We start from the raw sequence: 20,357 nt of genomic DNA, 5'->3' as shown, positions 1-20,357 counted from the left end.
AAAGGGTAGATTAGTGTTATTATAATCAAAAGATGAAAAAATAACAGCTTTGTTACGTCGTTATTTAATATCGTAGTTTCATCTGGGTTAAGAAAGGGGTGCAGCTATTTAATTAGTCGAACATATAACTAGCGATATCTAAAAAAGTAGGCATGTTCTAATGTAAAGAACAGTTGTTTAGGAAATCAATCGTGCAATAGAAGACACTAAGTAGAAAATGAATCACTATAAATTAGTACATTCCATACATTGAGTATAACTTTTTGCCAAAAATCAGCAGATTACGTCACGTCAAATAATACGTGTAGAGTAGGAGGAGGAAATGACTCATTTTTATAAGAAACAAAGTTTACATATTATTGTAATTATCTTGCTGCTTTTCTCGTCATTAGGAAATAGTATCAGTGTTATAGCAGAAACAACAAAAGAGAGCACTGCTGGACAAATAAGTGAATCAACAGATGATGATTCCCCAACAGAGAACGATGAACTTTCAAGAGAAGTACCTGTAGAGAGCGGGGACGCCCAAAAGACCTATGCTTCGGAAGAAAAGACCCAGGGGGATAAGGGGGTAATAAAATTAGATCCCGGTCTGCGGAATGTACCTAATTTACTCACGAGTCTAGATCATCATTTTATTACTAGATTTTTACAAGGCAATGCGAATGCACCCGGCCGTACGCAATTCCCAACGACATATGCTAATTTCTTTGCCAATGATAGCCGTGCAAGGGTATCGTGGAATGGTAGCGATCAATTAGGGAATAGGATAGGGGATAAGATTGAAGGCACGGTTAATTTGCCGAGGCAGTATTTGTATAGGGATAGCGCAAATGATAGTATAGGCTCGTTGTTACAAGCGGGGGTTTCTTTCTATTCGATGCCTATTCGAAATGACTATCAATTTGGAAATGCAGTTATTGAACATAACCAAGGGGACTTTTTAATTACAGTTCGAGAAAGCTCGCCGTACAATATAAAGTCGGCAGTTGTATCACCACCTACAGATGTTAGAGAGGGTGTATTGGCAGACTTTCATGAGTTTAGCATTGTTGTGGAACGAATTAGAGCTGCGTCAATTACTAGTGCACGAACCAATTCATTTACGATAGATCTAGATTGGATTTTTAATACGTACTTCTATATGAGAACCCTTCCTGCACATGCATATTATCCGAACTACACAGCGACAGTTCGTCAGGCAATTCGAGGGAGCTTTACTGAACTACCAATTACACTTCAAACATTGACCTTAGGACGTTCTCCGGAAGCAGAAAGTGCAGGAAACCCAACAGCGGGAGAGACAACTCTTCAAATGGGAGAAACAACGACAGTGACTGCGGCGGCCCCAGCGACGGGATATCAATTTGCAGGGTTTGATGTGAGTGGTACAGGAAGTTCGATCACGAATGTGAATATAGCTAATCGCACAGGCACATTTACTATGGGATCACAAAATGCGACCGTTACCGCATGTTATGAGTTGAGTAATCGAAACTTGACTCTGGCACATTCGCCACAGGCCGGAAGTGCAAGTAATTCAGATGCACCAACGACTACTCTAGTAGTAGGTGCAACGACGACAGTCACAGCAGGCGTACCTTCTCCTGGCTATCGTTTTGCTGGTTTCAATGTGACAGGTAATGGTACGATCACAAATGTTGATTTAGCAAATCGAACAGCAACCTTTACCATGGGAACTGAAAATGCGACAGTCACAGCAGAATACGCCTCAACGATTATCCGTAATGCCGATGATCTCGGAAAATTTTTACGAAGTGAGTCTCCTTATGATGCAAACGACCAGACTTACACGATCGAACCAGAATCAAATCAAACGATCGACATGTCAGGAGAAGGTGATTTTTCAGGACGTAGTCAATTTTCTGGTCATCTGATCGGAAATGGCACGATCATTAAAAATCTCTCATTAGTAGATTCCGGCGTTTCTCTTGGATTGATCCAAACGTTAAACGGTGGCAACCTTTCACGAATCGAGAACTTGAAGTTAGAAGGAGTACTCGTCAATGATACGAGGACGCGGTCTAACGTGGCTGGAATCATCGGTCAAGTAGTAAGCAGTAAGTCAGTTGAGCTTGAAAATATCACGATCGATGAAAACAGTCAAATTACTGCTAGTCAACCCGATGGAAGTGCAGGATTGATCGGGAACAACCAAGGTTCAGCATTGATCAAAAACAGTGAGGTTTCAGGAACGTTACATTCCAACACAGCTAATGGACTAATGGGTGGACTCGTTGGTAAAAATGACGGTTCATTGACCATTGAGAGTAGTCTTTCTCGAGTTACTTTTACTGGTGGTGGTTCATATACATTAAATATCGGTGGACTAGTGGGCGAAACCAGCAGTGAGGTAACAATCACTGATTCTGTGAGTGAAAGCCAAACAGCAATCAATTCATTGAGCGGGACATATCGAGGTGGAATGATTGGTCGAGTGACCTTCTCAGGAGATGTCACGATCCAACGAAGTATCAATGCCAGTGATATGCGAGGAAGTAGCAGTTATGTGGGCGGATTTATCGGAAGGATGTCAGGAACTGCTAAAATCGAGGAAAGCTATCACAATGGACATGTTCAAGGAAGTACAAGTCTAGGAACTGCTGGGTTCATTGGTATGACCGAAGGCAATGGCGCACTTGGTATCGTGGATAGTTATAGCATCGGCTCCTCCAATAGCAATGGTGTGATCGGGATCAATCAATTAACGGATCGAGTGACACTCAGCCAACTATTTGTTGCAGGGTTTACAGGGGGACAACCCATTACCTCAGATACGATGGGTATCACTACGACCAATGTGTATTATGATTCCAGTACAACGAACAAATCAACTACGACTGGAGTAGGTGAAGCGAAAACTACGCTAGAGTTGATTGAGTCAACAACTATTGCGCTAGGTTTCGGGAGTCGTTGGCGAACCGACTTTTCAGTGGCTCAACGCACGAATAAAACTTATCCATACTTGAGTTGGCAGACCCAAAATACGCAACCATCTATGTTTTTTGACAGCATCGATCCAATGGTCGATCGTCAAGTAACGGGTAATCAAGTGTCGGTAACGTTAGATTTACAAAACGAGCCATTGAAACTATTCAATCCATATAGTTCTGGCTTAGCTGGTGAAGCGACAGCAGGAACCTTCACTTTCAATCGTGGATCTATTGCAAGAGTGTCGATTGGTGTCATCAATCAGCAAGGAGTCGTGGGCTTTACCGCACGGCGAATGAGTTTGACACTGGCCCGTGATCCCTTGGCAGGGAGTGCAGCTGATCCAAACGCTGACCAAACAAATTTTATCGAAGGGGAAACAACAACGATTCAGGCGGCTGAAGCAAATACAGGGTATCGTTTTGTTGGATTTAGCGTGACGGGCACAGGAAGTACCGTGACAAATGTCGATCAAAAAAATCGAACAGCTACTTTCACGATGGGGACAGAAGATGCAACAGTGACAGCAAATTATGTGCAAACGGTCATTCGTACAGCAGAAGATCTCAGTCGCTTTTTGAATCGTCAAGCACCTTTTGATCAAGACGATGAAAACTATTCGATTGAACCAGAAGATGGGATAGCAATCGATATGGCAAATGCAGGTATCTTTTCTGGTAGACAAGTATACGGAGGGAAATTGATCGGTAATCATGCGGTCATCAAGAATTTGACATTGACTAGTGGAGAAATAGACTTAGCCTTTATTCGCTCAGTCGGGAATGCTTCTTTACGAATTGAGAATCTAACATTTGAAAACTTGAGGGTGACGAATACTAGAGGACAGTCATATACCAACTATACAGCAGGGGTGATTGCTCAAATTGGTACAGAAAATATGGTTGAACTTGAGAATATCCAGATGGATAGTAACAGTAGCATTGTTTCAAACCAGTCAAATGGAAGTGGAGCTTTTATTGGAGAAAACAATGGACAACTAACGATTACGAATAGCCAAGCATCAAGTAATCTTCACTCGAATACTTCGAACGGTCTATTAGGTGGTCTCGTCGGTCGCACGACGGGCGTGCTTACCATAAATCACGCTAGTTCAAAAGTGAATTTTACTGGTGGTAATAATTATACCTTGAATCTAGGCGGGCTGGTCGGTGAAGTATCTGGTACAGTTACGATCATCGATACACATAGTGAAACTCGCTCGACAGTTAATTCTTTAACTGCTAGCTATCGTGGAGGATTGATTGGCTATGTGACAGAAAATGGTCAAGTGCAGATTGAGCGAAGTATCAATTCGAGTGATTTACGAAGTGGAAATAGTTATGCTGGCGGATTTGTTGGTCGTTTAGCAGGAAATGTAACGATCAATGAGAGTTATCACAATGGCTATATCCTTGGGAATGTTACTAGTGGATCTGGTGGTTTTGTCGGAAAGATCGAAGGCAATGCTCAGTTAGTGATGACCGACAATTATAGTGTTGGTTCATCAAATGCACAAGGGGTGATCGGAGCGATAAGTGCAACTGCTACCGCAAAGCTTACGAATTTATTCGTCGCAGGATTTACTGCTGGAGAACCAATTTCGAATACTACCACAGGAATTACAGCAAGCAATGTATATTTTGATGCAACCACTACAAGAAAAACGACGACAAATGGTGCGGGGGAAGCAAGTAGCACCATAGGGCTGATTGATACAGCTATAACTAAACTTGGGTTTGGTGAAAAGTGGTTCACAGGTTTTGCTTTGGGGAGCAATGCCAATCGAACTTATCCGTACTTGAGGTGGCAGACGAATGGAGCGCAAACAGTCGAGTTCTTCCACTCGATCCAACCAGAAGTAGACACAGCTGTCTCAACCAACCAAGTAACAGTAACTTTAGATCTTGCAGGACAACCTGTTCGCTTATTCAATCCATATCAAGCGGACTTGGCAGGAGAGATCACATCAGGTACATTCCAGATCAATCGGAATAATGCCGAACGCTTTTCAATCGGGGTCATCAATGAACAAGGCATCATTGGTTTTACTGGTATCGGAAATTATACAGATATCCAGCCAAAGAACCAAGTTTTGAACTATGGATATGGAGAAACGGATTATCAGGCAAAAGACTTTGTCACAGTCTTCAAAGATCAAACTGAAACAGAGGATTATGATGCACGTTTTGTAAGTTTCCCTGATTCACTGAATGGTCAAGCTGCACGTGTAGAGGTTTCAAAAAATGGCACAGTATTAGCTACGATCGATGTTCCTGTCACTTATCAGTTTGGTCATTCGCTAAATGTAAGAGGCATTAGTTTTCAAGGAACAGACCTACGAGCAGCAACTTTAAGCTTGAACAGTGATCAAACACAAATTGTTGCGACCTATAATAGTGCATTAGCTGGAACTTCGGTTCATCCCTATTTTGGAGATGATATGTATTATCAAATCAGGCACTATAACCAAGCAACTGTTTCTAGTGGTCCAATGAATGCACAAACGCCAGATTTCGATTTTTCTGTAAATGGCAATCAAAGGTTAGACACATTGAATGGTTTTGGAACAAATCGAAGACTATCAGTTACGAAAGGCGATATCGTGGAAATTTTCCATGCAGAAGCCAATGGCAGACTGGACAACTTCCAAGATAATGTGGTGCAGTCAAGGATATCGGATAATCGAAGTCGTTATCAAATCACTGCGAAGGGGTTTGAACGAATAAACATCGATCGTTTAAATCCAAGGGAACAAAAAACAGTGTTAGGAATGTCTCGTGAAGATATGGATCGTCAAGTTGGGCGATATTTAGATATCAGTCAATATCCAACCTTGAAAATTGAAGGTTTCACTCAATATCCTGATACGTCAAAAGAAGGAGCGACGATTGGTAAGATCGTTGTCAGCGAGTCATTGGTTAATGGTGAAACAGCCACATGGGAATATACCGTTCCTTTTGTGGTGGAAAGTGATCCAGCGATCCATGTAACGTTACCGGTTCGGATGGCTTTTGATGTCTTAGACGATCAAGTGACTAGTGATGATTACGAGGTGGTCAATCATTCGACAACGACAGAACTGACAGTTTCCTTCCATACCAAAAACGATGTGGAATTAGCAAGTACTTCAAATATTGTCTTTTTAGATTCATCAGAACAAGAGACGACGAGCGAATCGATGTTTTTATATTTACAACAAATCGGTGCGGCACCATCTGAAAAGCCGTTAGTTGGACAAGCAAGTACTTTTGCTGGTACTCAATGGGCGGAATCAGTGCCGTCAGATTCCCGAATGTCGCTTGGTTTTACAGGAAAATATTTTGGGGATACCACACAAAATAATAAAGTAACAGGCAAGTTAAATTTACACCTTGCTGCGAAGATAAATTGAACACACACAAGAAGGTGAACATGATCACACAGGAAACACAGAAAATAACTGAAAAAAATGAACAACAAAAGAAAAAAAGATTACTGGCGCTTCTTTTATTATTGCTTGCGTTTGTTGCGATTGGTTGGTATTGGTATGTCAATATCCAACCAACGCAGATTTTGTCGGACGATTTTCCGGAAATCAAACATGCGGAAAAAATGACAGGCGATCAACTGAAAAAATATGCCAATCAAGCGGTAGACGATAGTAATGTAACTATCAATGTGTATCCAGAAGTCAGTGTCAATGCGGATGGGAAAACGGGCAATATCTGGATCCAAAACTTGCCGACCAATCGTTATGGGCAACAAGCCATATTGTCTATGAAGGATTCTAAAGAAACATTATATGAAACAGGCTTATTGGAGCCTGGATATGAAGTAACCGAATTGACATTAGCAAAAGAGTTAACGACAGGCACGCATCCAGGAGTAGTGGAACTAGAGTTTTATGATTTAGAAAATAAAAAGCTTATGGGTAAAACGACGGTTGACGTGACCATCAATGTCAATCAATAAAGAGGGAATAAAGCAATCATGCTTTAGGATATAAAGACATAAATAAAGGAGAAAACAAAATGAAAGCAAAAAATATTCTAGCAACAGGTTTGATATTCGGCACGATTTTAGCAGCAGGGGCAAGTGTTCAAGCTGATATTGTCATCAACGGAGATGATCAAACGATCGATAATTCATTAGGTGGATCGATCGATAAGACTGCAGATGTGGCGATCGATGGAACTATAGGTTTTGATAACACAGATCCGGAAGCGCCAGAACCAGAAAATCCAGATAAATGGTTGAATGTGACGTTACCTTTAAAAGCGGTCTTCTTCACTGAACCAGAAGACTATAAGACAATTCTAGGTGGAGAGCATACGATCACCAATCATTCAGGTCGTCCAGTAAAAATCACTCTAGGAAATTACGCAGTTTCATCTGGTGATATCTCAGCAATCGATCGGTTAACATTGGTTGGTAGTTTAGGAGACAGCAATCTTTTGATTGAAAATGGTTCGGTGAATTCAACCTTATCACAAGACTTTATGACTTTAGCTTCACCGAATGCACGTCCTGGTGATTTAACAGGAGCAAGCACAGCGACGTTTACTTTTGAAGGGGATGTTGATACTGATGTTCTTGATTTTCCAACGGATAAAGGATCAATCTCAATTGCAAGTACGTTGACATTGAATATTGAAGCGCTAGATGAAGCTGGAGATCCTTATCCATAGTTCAAATCGTGAGGTGATTGGATGAAACAAAAAAAACAAACAATTCTTTGTTTGTTCATGGCTTTAAGTCTATTGATCGTTGGATTGCCACAAACGCACATAGAAGCTAGTTCTAATACCATTGAAGTCACTGGAGAACTAGAGTTTGATTCAAATGCGACACAAGAAACAAGCCCCACAAAGCCGAACACCGATGATCCGAAAGAATCAGTGACACCAAGCGCACCGCCTAAAAAGAACGTTTTACCACCATTGGGAGAACAAATACAAGTATTGTACGTTTTGACAGGTGTGATTTTGATTTTGATCGTTCTTGTTAGTTATCAAATTATTCGTGACAAGCGACGAAATCCAAAAAAAATGGGTAAAATCATTGTGAACTATTCATCGAAGAAATAAATAAAAACCGTAGATTGAAGGATCTACGTTTTTTTTTTTATAAAAAATAGCTTTATAACAGCAGGTTCAACATTTTCGCAAATCAGAATTATTTGTTAAAAAAATCACTTGACTTAGAGTTCGGTTCAAGGTGTATGATTAAGCAGAAATAAAGGAGGGAAATTCATGTTATTAAAACAAATAAAAGGTCCTCAAGATCTAAAGAAATTGAAGCAAGAAGAGCTTCAACAAGTGGTAGAGGAAGCACGTGCCGCGTTATTGCAAAAAATCAGCCAATATGGTGGACATAATGGCCCCAATCTAGGCGTTGTTGAAATGACGGTAGCGCTACATTATGTGTTCGATTCACCAAAAGATCAATTTGTTTTTGATGTCTCACACCAAACCTATGTGCATAAAATGTTGACAGGAAGAGCGCAAGCGTTTTTGGACCAAGCACATTATCAGGAAGTCTCAGGTTACACGAACCCATTAGAGAGTGAACATGATCTCTTTACGATCGGACATACATCGACTTCATTGTCTTTAGCAAATGGTTTAGCTAAGGCGAGAGATTTAAAAAACGAAAAAAATAATGTCGTTGTAGTGATTGGCGATGGGTCTTTATCGGGAGGTTTAGCCTATGAAGGTTTGAATAACATTTCTGAACTAGGCACCAATACGATCATTATCGTCAATGATAATGACCAGTCGATCGCAGAAAATCATGGAGGACTTTACAAAAATCTCAAAGAGCTAAGGGAAACGAATGGTCAGGCCACGAACAATTTCTTTAAAGCATTAGGACTTGATTATCGCTATCTTGACGCAGGTAATGATTTAGCTGCTTTGATCGAGTTATTCGAAGAAGTAAAAGATCAAAAAGAGCCAGTTGTGTTGCATATCCATACCGTCAAAGGAAAAGGTTTCTCCTTTGCAGAAGAAAATCGCGAAAAGTTCCATGCGGGTGGACCGTTTAGTCTCGAAACAGGTGAGTATCTGCGATCGAAAGGAGCAGAAACCTATAGCGGTCTAACAACAGACTTCTTATTGCGCAAAATGGCGGATGATCCAACAGTTGTGGCAGTAAATGCAGGCACACCGATGATTTTATTTACACCGGAACAACGTCAACAAGTTGGCGCACAATTTGTTGATGTAGGGATTGCCGAAGAACATGCGGCGACGATGACTGCTGGTTTAGCTAAAGGCGGGGTAAAACCTGTATGGGCAGTCCATTCACCATTTTTACAAAGAAGTTACGATCAAATTTCTCATGACTTAGCGTTGAATCGTTTATCAGGTACGATCCTCGTGACACTTGCTTCTGTAAACGGAATGAATGATGAAAGTCATTTAGGGATCTTTGATATTCCATTTTTGAGTCATATCCCAAATCTAGTCTACTTAGCACCGACAACTAAAGAAGAATACTTAGCGATGCTTGAATGGTCGATCGATCAAACGGATCGATTAGTGGCAATCCGCGTACCAGTCGGCCCAATCACTTCTTATGGTAAAGTAGATCGAACAGATTACAGTCAGTTATATAAGAACAAAGTCATCCAAAAAGGCGAAAAAGTAGCAATCATTGGTGTAGGTAATTTTTATGGTTTGGCAGAAGAAGTCGCTGTTGAATTGAAGAAACATCTCCAACTAACTGCTACGGTGATCAATCCAGCGTTCATCTCTGGTTTAGATACTGAATTACTGGATGAACTTAAAGATACGCACGATATAGTAGTAACACTTGAAGATGGTCTCTTGGAAGGTGGCTACGGTCAAATGGTCGCTGGCTATTTAGGAGATGCAACGATTCGTGTACAAACTTACGGCTTAGATAAAGCTTTTCATGATCGCTATGAAGCATCAGAACTATTAGCGGAAAATGGGCTGACAGTAGAGAATATCGTGAAAAATATTAAAGAAACACTTGCCGAGCAACGATAATCAAGTCGAAGAAGTGCTTATTTCCGGAGAACGATTTGGAACGAAGCGAGCTTACACTTGAACCAAATTTACATCAAATAGATAAATAAAATGATCTAATAAGTAATCACTGAAACAGTGGTCTGCTTTCAATGCTGAGGATAGCGCATTGAAGCAAGCCACTGTTTTTTTATAGAAATACTTATCTGAAAATGACTAGAAAATTTACACAAAAAATATATATTCCTACAAATAATTTACTTAAAGTTAATCAGAAGTAAAAAGTGATTTTCTACAATTAGCAGTATAGAAAGAACAAAGGAGTGAACGCATGTTAAAGCTAGATGGTATTAGTAAGACGTTTAATCATCATGAAGTTTTAAAAGAAATCAATGTATCGATCGCTAAAGGTGAGATCGTTTCGATACTCGGTGCTTCGGGTTCAGGAAAAACAACTTTATTGAATATCATCCTTGGATTGGAGCAACCAACAAATGGTCAACTACTTTATGATGGCGAAGATATCACAAAACAGGTCATGGAAAAACGACCATTTAATATTGTCTTTCAGGACTATGCTTTATTCCCTAACCTAAGTGCCTATGAAAACTTGGTGTACGGGTTGCGAAAACAAAAAAATATCACTTCCAAAGAAGAATTGCAAGAATTGATCGATCTATTGGATTTGAATGATCATTTGGATAAACGCATCCACCAACTATCTGGCGGGCAAAAACAACGGGTGGCATTAGGTCGGACTCTGGTGATGAAACCCCAAGTATTGTTACTTGATGAGCCCTTAAGTGCATTGGACGGTGTCATCAAAGAATCGATCAAAGAACGTATCCAATTGATTGCTAAAAAACTGAACTTAACGACGATCATCGTTACGCATGATCCAGAAGAGGCATTGACCCTTTCTGATAAAATCATGGTTTTGAAAGATGGTCGAATCGCACAATACAGTACACCAAAAGAAATCGTGACGAACACGATGGAACCCTTTGTACAGGCATTTATTGTCGATCAGCTAAAAATCAAACGACGTAATATTGAACGGATCTTTACTCAAGCAACCGGCGTAGTTCATGAAAAAGTGGTTCGCTTCTCATGAGAAAGATGAAAATAGAAGCACTACTGCCAGCGTTCATCTTGTTTGGTTTTGTCCTCGTATTGTTTTATCCCTTAGCGAATGTTTTGAAAGAAGCGTTGACTGTTGAAGGCGGATTTTCCTTTGAGTTGTTCAGGGAACTAGCAAGGAACTTCGATTGGCTAAATGCGTTAAGTAATAGTTTGCTCATTGCTGGGCTCACAGCACTTTTTGCCACCTTTCTTGGTTTCTGGTTTGCTTACGGGATGCATTTTACGAATCTACCTAAGGGGTTCAAGTGGATGATTGAGAAATGCTTTATGTTGCCAATGTTATTACCGACCATCACATACGGGTTTGTGTTGATCTATTCTTTTGGCCGTCAAGGATTGTGGACACGTCTAGTCGGTCAAGAATTGTTTTCGATCTATGGAAAATCAGGTGTGATCTTAGGATTACTGATCTATACGATCCCAGTGACTTTCTTATTGATGAATGACGCCATGAATTATTTGGATAAACGCTATTTGACGGTGTCGAGATTGATGGGAGACGGATTTTTTAGAGGATTGAAAATCACAATCCTGCAACCTTTGGGTAAAACATTTGGAGTTGCTTTCGTCCAAGCCTTTTTCATGAGTTTTACGGATTTTGGTATACCTGTAGCGGTGGGGGGGCGAGAACCGTTTATCACGACTTTATTGTATGAGTACTTTATGGGTTCGATCCCAGACTTTAATCGAGGAGCCGTCATTGCATTGATCATGTTAGTTCCTTCGATCGTTAGCATTCTGTTTTTGCGTAAGATCCAAAAAAATGATCATGCAACCCCCGGGACAAATACGTCAGTAAAAAGCAACCCTGTCAGAGATTTATTCTTTGGCGTAGGACTGACAGTTGGTGGTTTATTTATTTTAGGAGTCTTCCTCGTGATGTTTCTTCTTCCTTTTGTAGAAGGGTGGCCCTTTGATATGACTTTTACTACACGTCATATCGAAGCGTTCCTACAAACGTCTGATTTAAGAAGAACGTTGAATACAGGGATATTCGTTGCCTTATGGACAGCGTTGTTTGGAACAGTTATTGCTTATTTGGCAGCCATTTTTACCGCTAGATCCGCAAAACAAAACGTGATCCTGAAAATGATCGATAGTCTTGCTTCTGTCACGAATTCGATTCCAGGAATGGTTTTAGGGATTGCCTATTTGCTGGTGTTTAGCGGAACAACTCTTCAAAGTACGATCAGTATTTTGGTGATTGCCAACATGGTGCATTATTTTGCAACCCCTTATCAGTTAGCGAAAAGTGCCTTATTAAAAATGAATCCCAACTGGGAAAACACAGCGAAGATGATGGGGGATAGTTGGCTTGATACAGTGGTTCGGATCATTCTTCCAAATTCAAAGCGGACGATCGTGGAAATGGCTTGTTACTATTTTACAAATTCGATGGTTACGATCAGTGCAGTGGTGTTTTTGACAAGTGCCCGAACGATGGTGATCACGACCAAAATCAAAGAATTACAACATTTCGGCAGATTCACTGAGATCTTTATCCTATCCATCTTATTATTGTTGATCAATCTAACCGCAAGAATACTTGCGCAATCTATCATGAGGAGATTTGAAGCAAATGAAAAAATTAGTCAAAAAAGGGTTCATTTATCTGTCTTTCGCCAGCGCTTTAGGAATTTTAGGGGCGTGTAGTACGTCAAACGCAAGTGAGAATGCCAACGGTAACGAAGAAAAAGTCATAATATACACGAATGCAGATGAAGAGCCGGTTCAAATCATCAAAGATGTTCTTGATTCGAATGGATTTGAAAACCAATACTTGCTACAATCCTTCGGTACTTCGGAATTGAGCGGTAAACTCTGGGCAGAAGGCACAGATATTGAAGCGGGTCTAGTGACAATGAGCACGTTCTATTTGGATGGTGTCCAAGAAAATGAACTGATATTCAAAGAATTGGCATTAGAAGTCCAACCAATCGATGATCTGCCAAATTACCAAGCACCGATGACGACACAAGAAGGGGGCATTTTCTACAATACTCAAGCAATGGAAGAAGCAGACTTGCCTGTACCGACAAGTTTAGCTGATTTAGCTGATCCGATCTATGAAGGGCAACTAGCGATTTCTGATATCAACCATTCCTCAACAGCTTGGTTATTGTTCCAAGGATTGATTGATCAATATGGAGAGACAAAAGCACAAGCGATTTTAGCCAATATTTATGACAATGCAGGCGACCATATTGAAGCGTCTGGTTCGGGTCCGTTGAAAAAAGTCCGCGTCGGTGAATTGGCGTTGGGTTTTGGGTTACGTCATCAAGCAATCAAAGATAAAAAAGAAGGATTGCCGATCGATTTTGTGGAACCAAGTGAAGGAACATATGCTTTAACAGAATCACTCGCGGTGATCGATAAAGGAGAAGCGACGAATCCTTTAGCCGAAGAAATGTTGAATGTGATCCTTAAAGAAGGTCGGGCAGATTTATTACAATTCTACCCAAGTAAACTTTATGAAACAGATGATCTAGCGGGGGTTGAAACCGCCAAAAATCAAAAAGTTTTCCCGGAAGCATTAACCCCAGATCTGCTAAAAAAACATGCCAGTCTAGTTGAATAGGAGAAAGAAAATGAGTGGAAAAACAAAGGTGATCGAACATTATGAAAAAGAAATCAATCACAGTAAAATCAATTATAAATTACTGACACCAGGTCCTCTGACCACGAGTCGTACAGTGAAAGAAGCAATGCTTGTCGATCATTGTACATGGGATGATGATTTTAAAGTCATCACTCAGGCGATTCGACAACGATTGCTTGATCTTGCTGGTGTCTCCAATGAGGCTTATACAGCTGTTTTGATGCAAGGAAGTGGCAGCTTTGCAGTTGAATCTGTGTTAAGTTCAGTTGTTGGCGCGACCGATCGTTTACTGATCTGTACAAATGGTGCTTATGGCGAACGGATGGTGCAAATGGCTCAATACCATGGCATTGATCATGTGATTTATCAAGTGGCTGAAAATGAAACACCACAAGCTGAAAAAATCGAGGAACTATTAGCGTTGCATCCTGGTATTACTGCACTTGCAATGATCCACAGTGAAACGACTTCTGGTATTTTGAATCCTTTAGAAGAGATTTCAGCAGTGACAAAGAAACACAAATTATGTTTTATCGTCGATGCGATGTCAAGCTTTGGCGGCATTCCGATCCCTGTTGGCGCGTTAGGAATCGATTTTCTAGTTTCAAGTGCAAATAAATGTATCCAAGGAGTACCTGGATTTGGTTTTGTGATTTGTCAAAAAGAGCTATTAAAAAAAAGTGCCGGACAAGCACGCACGTTGAGTATGGATCTGTATGATCAATTTCGTGTGATGGATGTAGACGGGAAATGGCGTTTCACTTCACCAACCCATACTGTTCTCGCATTTTGGCAAGCGCTAGAAGAGTTGGCGGAAGAAGGTGGTATCGATGCTCGCTATGACAGATATCAGATGAACAATGAGCGTTTGCGTGAACGAATGGCAGAAATTGGGTTTGAAGCCTATGTTAGTGAGAATCAGGGACCTTTCATCACGTCATTCAAATATCCTGAGAACATCCAATTCGAATTCCAAGCATTTTATGACTATTTAAAAGCACATGGCTACGCGATCTATCCTGGGAAAATCAGTGATACTGATTGCTTCCGGATTGGGAATATTGGTGAAATCTATCTGGAAGATATCGAAAAAGTAGCTGGGTTGATCCAGCAATATATGGAGGAGCGAAAAAATGATTAATGTGGTCATCTTAGATTGGGCAGGAACAGCAGTCGATTTTGGTTGTATGGCACCGGTGTCGGCGTTTCGCGAAGCATTCAAACATCAAGGGATCACTGTGACTGAACGAGAAATCAGAGAGCCAATGGGAATGAAAAAAATCGAGCATATCCAAATGATGCTAGAAATGCCTCGTATTGCTGAAAGTTGGTTAGAAACTCACGGACGTCAGCCTGAAACTACTGATATCGAGGCAATCTATGAAACATTTGAAGAAGTATTATTCCAGCAATTGGCAAATCATGCAGAAGTGAAACCTGGTGTACTTGACACCGTCGCAACTTTACGTAAGCGAGGAACCAAAATCGGCAGTACGACTGGTTATACGAGTGAAATGATGGCAATCGTTGTTGCGAAGGCGAAAGAACAAGGGTATCAGCCAGATCACATCGTCACACCAGATGAAGTAGACGGCAAAGGGCGTCCCTCTCCAGAGATGTTATTAACGAACTTGAATTATTTTAAACAGGAAAATAGACAAGAAGTGTTAAAACTAGGAGATACGATCTCTGATATACTCGAAGGGAAGAATGCAGGAGTTCTTTCTGTGGGCGTAATTGAAGGAAGTTCACAAGCTGGTTATTCCTTTGACACGTATCAGCAATTATCGTCTACTGAAAAAGAGAAACTTTTTGAGCGGGTGCGGCAAGAATTTTTAGAAGCTGGCGCAGATTATGTGATCGATCGGTTTTCTGATTTGCCAAGACTCATTGAAACAATTGAAGAGAAGCAAGCTGTTATGAATTGAATCAATAAACCATCAAGAGGTCGAGACCGAAATGTTTAGCCTTGAAAAATAAGGCGCTAGCCGCGAAAATTGTTCTTCCAATTTTTGTGGCTGGCGCCTTATTTTTTTCGAAGAGGTTACTTCTGTTCCTGCCATTTATTCGGTTTTAGGTGGTAAAGAATTAGTGGCCCACTTATTTTACGAAAAAAACAGCAAAATATTGCAAAATAATGCAAAATAGCGTATCTTAGATGAAAGGAGTGAGCGGTCATGTTGAAGGAAGAACGCATCCAACGTATTAAAACAATGATTGATCAAGAAAAAAGTGCTTCGATCGAAGATTTAGCAGATCGCTTAGATGTGTCTAAAGATACGATTCGTCGGGACTTGATCCAGTTAGCAAAACAGCGCCAAATCAAACGGACCCATGGCGGTGCTTTAGCGATTCAAAAAGAAGCAACGATCTTTGATTATGAGCAACGGTCAACGATCCTAAATGATGTGAAAAAACAAATGGCTGAGCAGGCGCTTGAAATAATGGCAGATCCTTCCTCGATCATCTTTGATTCTTCGACCACAGTGGAAGCAGTGATTAGAGAACTGCCGGACAAAAAAATCCATGCGGTCACCAATTCTTTATCTCACGCTTTATTACTAGCCCATCATCCGAAAACAGCTATTTCCTTATTACCTGGTAGATTACACAAAGAACAGTTGTTTTTATTTGGAACGGAAACAGTGGAACAGTTGAAAAATTATCAAGCAGACTACACACTACTTGGAGTATTTGCGTTGACAAGCGAAGGACTGTTCATCCATACAGAGGAAGAAGGCTTAGTGAAACGTCAGATGATCCAACAAGGACGTAGGGTGATCGCGCTAGCGGATCATACCAAACTAGATAAAACTGGTTTTTATAAAGTCAGCGACTTATCAGCGATTGATTATTTGATCACGGATCAAAAGCCTCCAAAAGCATTAGCCAAAGCACTGACTCAGAACCATGTAGAACTCATAGAAGCGAGGAAGAATGAATGAAAAAAGAAAACATCCAGTTAACAACTATACCAAAACCAGCGATTTTTCCAGATGTTCCCCCTGTCTTTTTGACGGAGGACACGATCACCGAACGGATCAACAAAACGATCGAACGCATGAAAGACGAAGCGATAGATCTGTTGGTGATATATGCAGATAAAGAGCATGGTGGTAATTTTGAATATTTTACAGGCTTTATTCCGCGATTTGAAGAAGGATTATTGGTGTTAGATCAATCGGGCAAATTCACGATGATTCTTGGGAATGAGAATCTAAAAATGAATGCCCATGCGCGGATCACTGCGGATTTGATCCATTATCCAGCATTTTCTTTACCGAATCAACCAATGGACCATGAACAAAACCTGTCAGCTATTTTTGCATCATTAAAGGTGGCAGATAGAAAGAAAATCGGGTTAGTCGGTTGGAAGTTGTTTATGTCTATGACACAAAACAATAGCCAATTGTTCGATGTACCATTCTTTATCGTAGATGCGCTAAAACAAGCAATCACTGCGGAAACTGCTATCGTCAATGGCACTCATCTATTGATTGGTGAGGAAGGGGCGCGTGTCACGAACAATGCAAATGAAATCGCACACTACGAATATGGGGCAAATCTTGCTTCGTCTTGCATGCTACGTGCATTAGATGCCATTGAGCTTGGTGTGAAAGAATCCGAGATCGGAGAGTTGTTGCACGGACAAGGACAAGCGAATACAGTGATCACGATTGCTGCAACTGGACGCCGTTTTGAATTTGCGAATCTTTATCCGACAGCAAAAACGATCCAATTCGGTGATCCGCTGTCATTGACGACAGGCTTCAAAGGTGGCTTATCCAGTCGTACAGGATTTGTGATCGAAGAAGAAGCTCAACTGCCAGTAGAACAAGCCGATTATCTGGATCGAGTAGCAAAACCTTATTATGCAGCTATCGTCAGCTGGCTAGAAGCTATCCATATCGGAATGAAAGGGGCTGATCTATATCAATTGATTGAAACAGTCTTGCCACAAGTGACCTATCACTGGCATTTGAATCCAGGACACTTGACGGCGGATGAAGAATGGTTAGCCTCGCCCATTTATTCTGGTTCGCAAGAAATCATCAAGAGTGGTATGATCTTCCAGTTAGATATTATTCCTTCTGTATCAGGATATACTGGAGTAAGTGCAGAAGAATGTGTGGCACTAGCAGATGAAGGATTGAGAAATGAACTGAAAGAGCAATATCCAGACATGTGGGAGCGGATCGTTAGACGTAAGCAATATTTAGCGGATGTCTTGAAGATTCATTTAAGTGAAGAATTGCTGCCTTTATCAAACACTGTCGGCTATCTCCGTCCCTTCTTTTTAGCCAAAGAAAAGGCATTCTGTGTAGATTCAGTTGAATAAGCAACCTCCCTTCTTAACGATCGAGTAATCTAGTTGAGAGGGGATTTTTTTATTTAAGTGCAAAAGAGTATTTTCGTTGGACCTCCTTTATTGTATAATATGTAAACGATTTCTTTTTGTGGAGGTAAAGATGAAAAAGGTTTTATTGATTGATAATGGCCGTAAATATTTTTCGAAAGAACAATTGATCCAGATCATAAAAAAAGCAAGTCAATGTCGATACACGGCGATTTCTTTTGCGCTGGGAAATAACGGATTACGCTTTTTACTGGATGACATGACGCTGACTGTCAAAGGAAAAACTTATTCCAGTCAATCAGTCAAAGAAGCATTGATTGCAGGAACAAAACAGTACTATGATGATCCTAATGGTACTTATTTGACGGAAACAGAAATGGCAGAGTTAGCTAGTGTGGCTAAGGCAGAAAACATGGAAGTGATCCCGCTTATCAATACCCTTGGCCATATGGACGCGATTCTAACAGGAATGCAACAATTAGGCATCGAACACCCTTGTTATCAAACGTCGATTCGAACACTTGATTTGGATAATCAAGAAGCGGTCGCTTTCACCAAAGCACTACTTGAAAAATATGTGAGCTACTTCTCAACGATCACTAATTCCTTCAATATAGGTTGCGATGAATTTGCCAATGATTTAACTGATGGCGGATGGCGAGGACTCCAGCAGTCTGGGAAGTATCGCGATTTTGTCACTTATACCAATCAATTGGCTGAACTGGTCAAAACCTATGGGATGATTCCGATCGTATTTAACGACGGCATCTACTACGAGGAAAAAGAACAATTTGGTCGATTCGATCAAGACTTAGTGATTGCCTATTGGACAGCAGGGTGGGACAACTATCACGTCAGTTCTGCCGAATTTTTACTTGATCAAGGGCATCAACTAGTGAATACGAACGATCACTGGTATTGGGTTATCGGTCGAAAAACAAGTGAACAAGGACATTACTCCTTTGATACAGCAAAAAACGCACTAGCGACAATTTCGACATCCACTGTAGTCAGCAATACCGAATTACCAGTGATGGGTAGTATGGTTGGTATTTGGGCAGATGAGCCACAAGCAGAGTTTGTACTAGCCGATCTGTTTGAACTACTAGAAACAACTGTAAAACAATAGTAAAGACAAAAAAACTGTCATTCGATGGCGTACGTAGTTGCCTATTGAAAATCAGTTTTTTTGTTATTTTTAATTGTTTAAAATGAGTATCCATTCATTTGAAGTTATTTTCATTCGTTTTTTTATTGACAGTAATTCGCTACTAGCGTATATTATATTTTATAAATCGTAATCATTACTATTTAAAAATTGAGTGGTTTGATCGAAGCTGAAAATAGGGCAACGATTGAATTGCTAAAAAAGAGTGAGAGAAGGAGAAAACATGCGACAAAACATTACATTAGAATGCAAAGAAACGGGTGAGCGAATCTATCTGACGAGTAAAAACAAAAGAAATACACCGGAACGATTAACGTTAAAGAAATATTCGCCAAAGTTAAGAAAGAAAATGCTATTTACAGAAGTAAAATAAGGTGAAATGAATGTTCTAGAAAATGGGGGGATAAAATGGAAAAGCAAGACCTTTCAAGCGCATATAGACGATTGAAAAGCCCGAATATCAAAACACGAAAACGTGCGCTCAAACTCATCCAACAATCAAAAAGATTGAAGAATAAATACTAATAGTAGTAATATCATTGGTTTCGATACAACTCTTTTTTTTGCTGTATAACGATGATAAAAAACGTGTTATACTATTCAAAAATAAAGGGGGCGAAACCAATCGATATCAAGTATACCTATGCAACGATCAAGGATCTACCGCGAATTGTGGACATTTATAATCAGTCTATCGCATCGAAGCAAGCAACAGCGGACCTAGAACCGATAACGGTTGACTCGAGGGTCCTTTGGTTTGAGGCGCATCATGCTGATTCTAGACCGCTTTGGGTAATGCGTCATGGCGATCATATCGTCGGTTGGATCAGCCTTAGTGATTTTTATGGTCGGCCTGCGTATCAACAGACAGCGGAAATCAGTATTTATCTAGACCCAGTGACACGTGGTCATCATTTAGGTAAGGCCGCACTTGCCTTTGTGGAAACTCAACTGCATCGTTTAAAAATCCAGACAGTGCTTGCATTTGTTTTTGATGTGAATCAGGCAAGTAAAAAGTTATTTCTCAAAAATGGATATGCCGTTTGGGGACATTTGCCAAAAGTTGCCAATATGGGCAATCAAGAAAATGACCTGATCATTCTAGGGAAAAAATATCAAAATCAATAAAAAAGATGTACATTTTGTCCATGTGACAAAAATGTA

Annotated in this window: 16 protein-coding genes; all 16 read left to right on the top strand. The window is 40.4% G+C overall.

Annotated elements, in window-relative coordinates:
- Positions 1 to 322: 322 nt before the first annotated feature.
- The 16 genes from IGJ49_RS09400 to IGJ49_RS09325 all read left to right on the top strand — a co-directional run bounded on the left by IGJ49_RS09400 (position 323) and on the right by IGJ49_RS09325 (position 20,321).
- On the top strand, positions 323 to 6,343 hold the full coding sequence (locus IGJ49_RS09400; RefSeq protein WP_438723238.1) for an InlB B-repeat-containing protein: 6,021 nt from the start codon (positions 323 to 325) through the stop codon (positions 6,341 to 6,343).
- Positions 6,344 to 6,363: 20 nt separating this feature from the next.
- Complete coding sequence (locus tag IGJ49_RS09395) at positions 6,364 to 6,903, top strand: hypothetical protein (protein WP_010735054.1); 540 nt, start codon at positions 6,364 to 6,366, stop codon at positions 6,901 to 6,903.
- 59 nt (positions 6,904 to 6,962) lie between these two features.
- A complete protein-coding gene (locus tag IGJ49_RS09390) occupies positions 6,963 to 7,619 on the top strand; it encodes a hypothetical protein (RefSeq protein ID WP_438723236.1) in 657 nt (218 codons plus the stop codon).
- Between the two features lie 21 nt (positions 7,620 to 7,640).
- Positions 7,641 to 8,018 carry a hypothetical protein gene (locus tag IGJ49_RS09385; protein WP_066025237.1) on the top strand — a complete coding sequence of 126 codons (378 nt, stop codon included), beginning with the start codon at positions 7,641 to 7,643 and terminating at the stop codon, positions 8,016 to 8,018.
- Between the two features lie 165 nt (positions 8,019 to 8,183).
- Positions 8,184 to 9,947, top strand: coding sequence for a 1-deoxy-D-xylulose-5-phosphate synthase (locus IGJ49_RS09380; RefSeq protein WP_096081607.1), 1,764 nt, complete (start codon positions 8,184 to 8,186; stop codon positions 9,945 to 9,947).
- Between the two features lie 310 nt (positions 9,948 to 10,257).
- Entirely contained in the window at positions 10,258 to 11,040 is a 783-nt protein-coding gene (locus IGJ49_RS09375) for an ABC transporter ATP-binding protein (protein WP_023519938.1), read from the top strand.
- Positions 11,037 to 12,722 carry an ABC transporter permease subunit gene (locus IGJ49_RS09370; RefSeq protein WP_194179817.1) on the top strand — a complete coding sequence of 562 codons (1,686 nt, stop codon included), beginning with the start codon at positions 11,037 to 11,039 and terminating at the stop codon, positions 12,720 to 12,722. The genes IGJ49_RS09375 and IGJ49_RS09370 overlap by 4 nt, the downstream gene beginning before the upstream one ends.
- Positions 12,649 to 13,647, top strand: a complete 999-nt coding sequence (locus IGJ49_RS09365; protein ID WP_438723234.1) for an extracellular solute-binding protein — start codon at positions 12,649 to 12,651, stop codon at positions 13,645 to 13,647. Before IGJ49_RS09370 ends, IGJ49_RS09365 begins: the two co-directional genes overlap by 74 nt.
- A 10-nt stretch (positions 13,648 to 13,657) precedes the next feature.
- A complete protein-coding gene (gene phnW / locus IGJ49_RS09360; protein ID WP_010735061.1) occupies positions 13,658 to 14,809 on the top strand; it encodes a 2-aminoethylphosphonate--pyruvate transaminase in 1,152 nt (383 codons plus the stop codon).
- Positions 14,802 to 15,596 (top strand): phosphonoacetaldehyde hydrolase, encoded by a 795-nt coding sequence (phnX, locus tag IGJ49_RS09355; protein ID WP_023519934.1) that lies wholly within the window; start codon positions 14,802 to 14,804, stop codon positions 15,594 to 15,596. Before phnW ends, phnX begins: the two co-directional genes overlap by 8 nt.
- 249 nt (positions 15,597 to 15,845) lie before the next feature.
- Complete coding sequence (locus tag IGJ49_RS09350) at positions 15,846 to 16,613, top strand: DeoR/GlpR family DNA-binding transcription regulator (protein WP_010735063.1); 768 nt, start codon at positions 15,846 to 15,848, stop codon at positions 16,611 to 16,613.
- The gene (locus tag IGJ49_RS09345) at positions 16,610 to 18,007 is read left to right on the top strand and encodes a M24 family metallopeptidase (protein ID WP_438723231.1); all 1,398 of its coding nucleotides are present in this window, start codon (positions 16,610 to 16,612) and stop codon (positions 18,005 to 18,007) included. Before IGJ49_RS09350 ends, IGJ49_RS09345 begins: the two co-directional genes overlap by 4 nt.
- Positions 18,008 to 18,137: 130 nt before the next feature.
- On the top strand, positions 18,138 to 19,154 hold the full coding sequence (locus IGJ49_RS09340) for a family 20 glycosylhydrolase (RefSeq protein ID WP_169058341.1): 1,017 nt from the start codon (positions 18,138 to 18,140) through the stop codon (positions 19,152 to 19,154).
- Between the two features lie 262 nt (positions 19,155 to 19,416).
- Positions 19,417 to 19,566 (top strand): 50S ribosomal protein L33, encoded by a 150-nt coding sequence (rpmG, locus tag IGJ49_RS09335; protein WP_010735066.1) that lies wholly within the window; start codon positions 19,417 to 19,419, stop codon positions 19,564 to 19,566.
- A 35-nt stretch (positions 19,567 to 19,601) separates the two neighbouring features.
- Complete coding sequence (locus IGJ49_RS09330) at positions 19,602 to 19,718, top strand: putative metal homeostasis protein (protein WP_126134186.1); 117 nt, start codon at positions 19,602 to 19,604, stop codon at positions 19,716 to 19,718.
- Between the two features lie 51 nt (positions 19,719 to 19,769).
- Positions 19,770 to 20,321 (top strand): GNAT family N-acetyltransferase, encoded by a 552-nt coding sequence (locus IGJ49_RS09325; protein ID WP_062804993.1) that lies wholly within the window; start codon positions 19,770 to 19,772, stop codon positions 20,319 to 20,321.
- Positions 20,322 to 20,357: the final 36 nt, after the last annotated feature.

It is taken from the genome of Enterococcus sp. AZ171, from assembly GCF_051714005.1.
Classification (GTDB): Bacteria; Bacillota; Bacilli; order Lactobacillales; family Enterococcaceae; genus Enterococcus_B; species Enterococcus_B pernyi.
Note: the sequence above shows the minus strand (reverse complement) of the source record. Positions and strands in the feature narration are given on the sequence as shown.

Bases quoted from the DNA above. Each gene is read 5' to 3' on its own strand.
- IGJ49_RS09375 (WP_023519938.1), top strand. From the start codon at position 10,258: ATGTTAAAGCTAGATGGTATTAGTAAGACGTTTAATCATCATGAAGTT.
- IGJ49_RS09340 (WP_169058341.1), top strand. From the start codon at position 18,138: ATGAAAAAGGTTTTATTGATTGATAATGGCCGTAAATATTTTTCGAAA.
- IGJ49_RS09345 (WP_438723231.1), top strand. From the start codon at position 16,610: ATGAAAAAAGAAAACATCCAGTTAACAACTATACCAAAACCAGCGATT.
- IGJ49_RS09380 (WP_096081607.1), top strand. From the start codon at position 8,184: ATGTTATTAAAACAAATAAAAGGTCCTCAAGATCTAAAGAAATTGAAG.
- IGJ49_RS09370 (WP_194179817.1), top strand. From the start codon at position 11,037: ATGAGAAAGATGAAAATAGAAGCACTACTGCCAGCGTTCATCTTGTTT.
- rpmG (WP_010735066.1), top strand. From the start codon at position 19,417: ATGCGACAAAACATTACATTAGAATGCAAAGAAACGGGTGAGCGAATC.
- IGJ49_RS09390 (WP_438723236.1), top strand. From the start codon at position 6,963: ATGAAAGCAAAAAATATTCTAGCAACAGGTTTGATATTCGGCACGATT.
- IGJ49_RS09385 (WP_066025237.1), top strand. From the start codon at position 7,641: ATGAAACAAAAAAAACAAACAATTCTTTGTTTGTTCATGGCTTTAAGT.
- IGJ49_RS09365 (WP_438723234.1), top strand. From the start codon at position 12,649: ATGAAAAAATTAGTCAAAAAAGGGTTCATTTATCTGTCTTTCGCCAGC.
- IGJ49_RS09325 (WP_062804993.1), top strand. From the start codon at position 19,770: ATGATAAAAAACGTGTTATACTATTCAAAAATAAAGGGGGCGAAACCA.
- phnX (WP_023519934.1), top strand. From the start codon at position 14,802: ATGATTAATGTGGTCATCTTAGATTGGGCAGGAACAGCAGTCGATTTT.
- phnW (WP_010735061.1), top strand. From the start codon at position 13,658: ATGAGTGGAAAAACAAAGGTGATCGAACATTATGAAAAAGAAATCAAT.
- IGJ49_RS09350 (WP_010735063.1), top strand. From the start codon at position 15,846: ATGTTGAAGGAAGAACGCATCCAACGTATTAAAACAATGATTGATCAA.
- IGJ49_RS09395 (WP_010735054.1), top strand. From the start codon at position 6,364: ATGATCACACAGGAAACACAGAAAATAACTGAAAAAAATGAACAACAA.
- IGJ49_RS09330 (WP_126134186.1), top strand. From the start codon at position 19,602: ATGGAAAAGCAAGACCTTTCAAGCGCATATAGACGATTGAAAAGCCCG.
- IGJ49_RS09400 (WP_438723238.1), top strand. From the start codon at position 323: ATGACTCATTTTTATAAGAAACAAAGTTTACATATTATTGTAATTATC.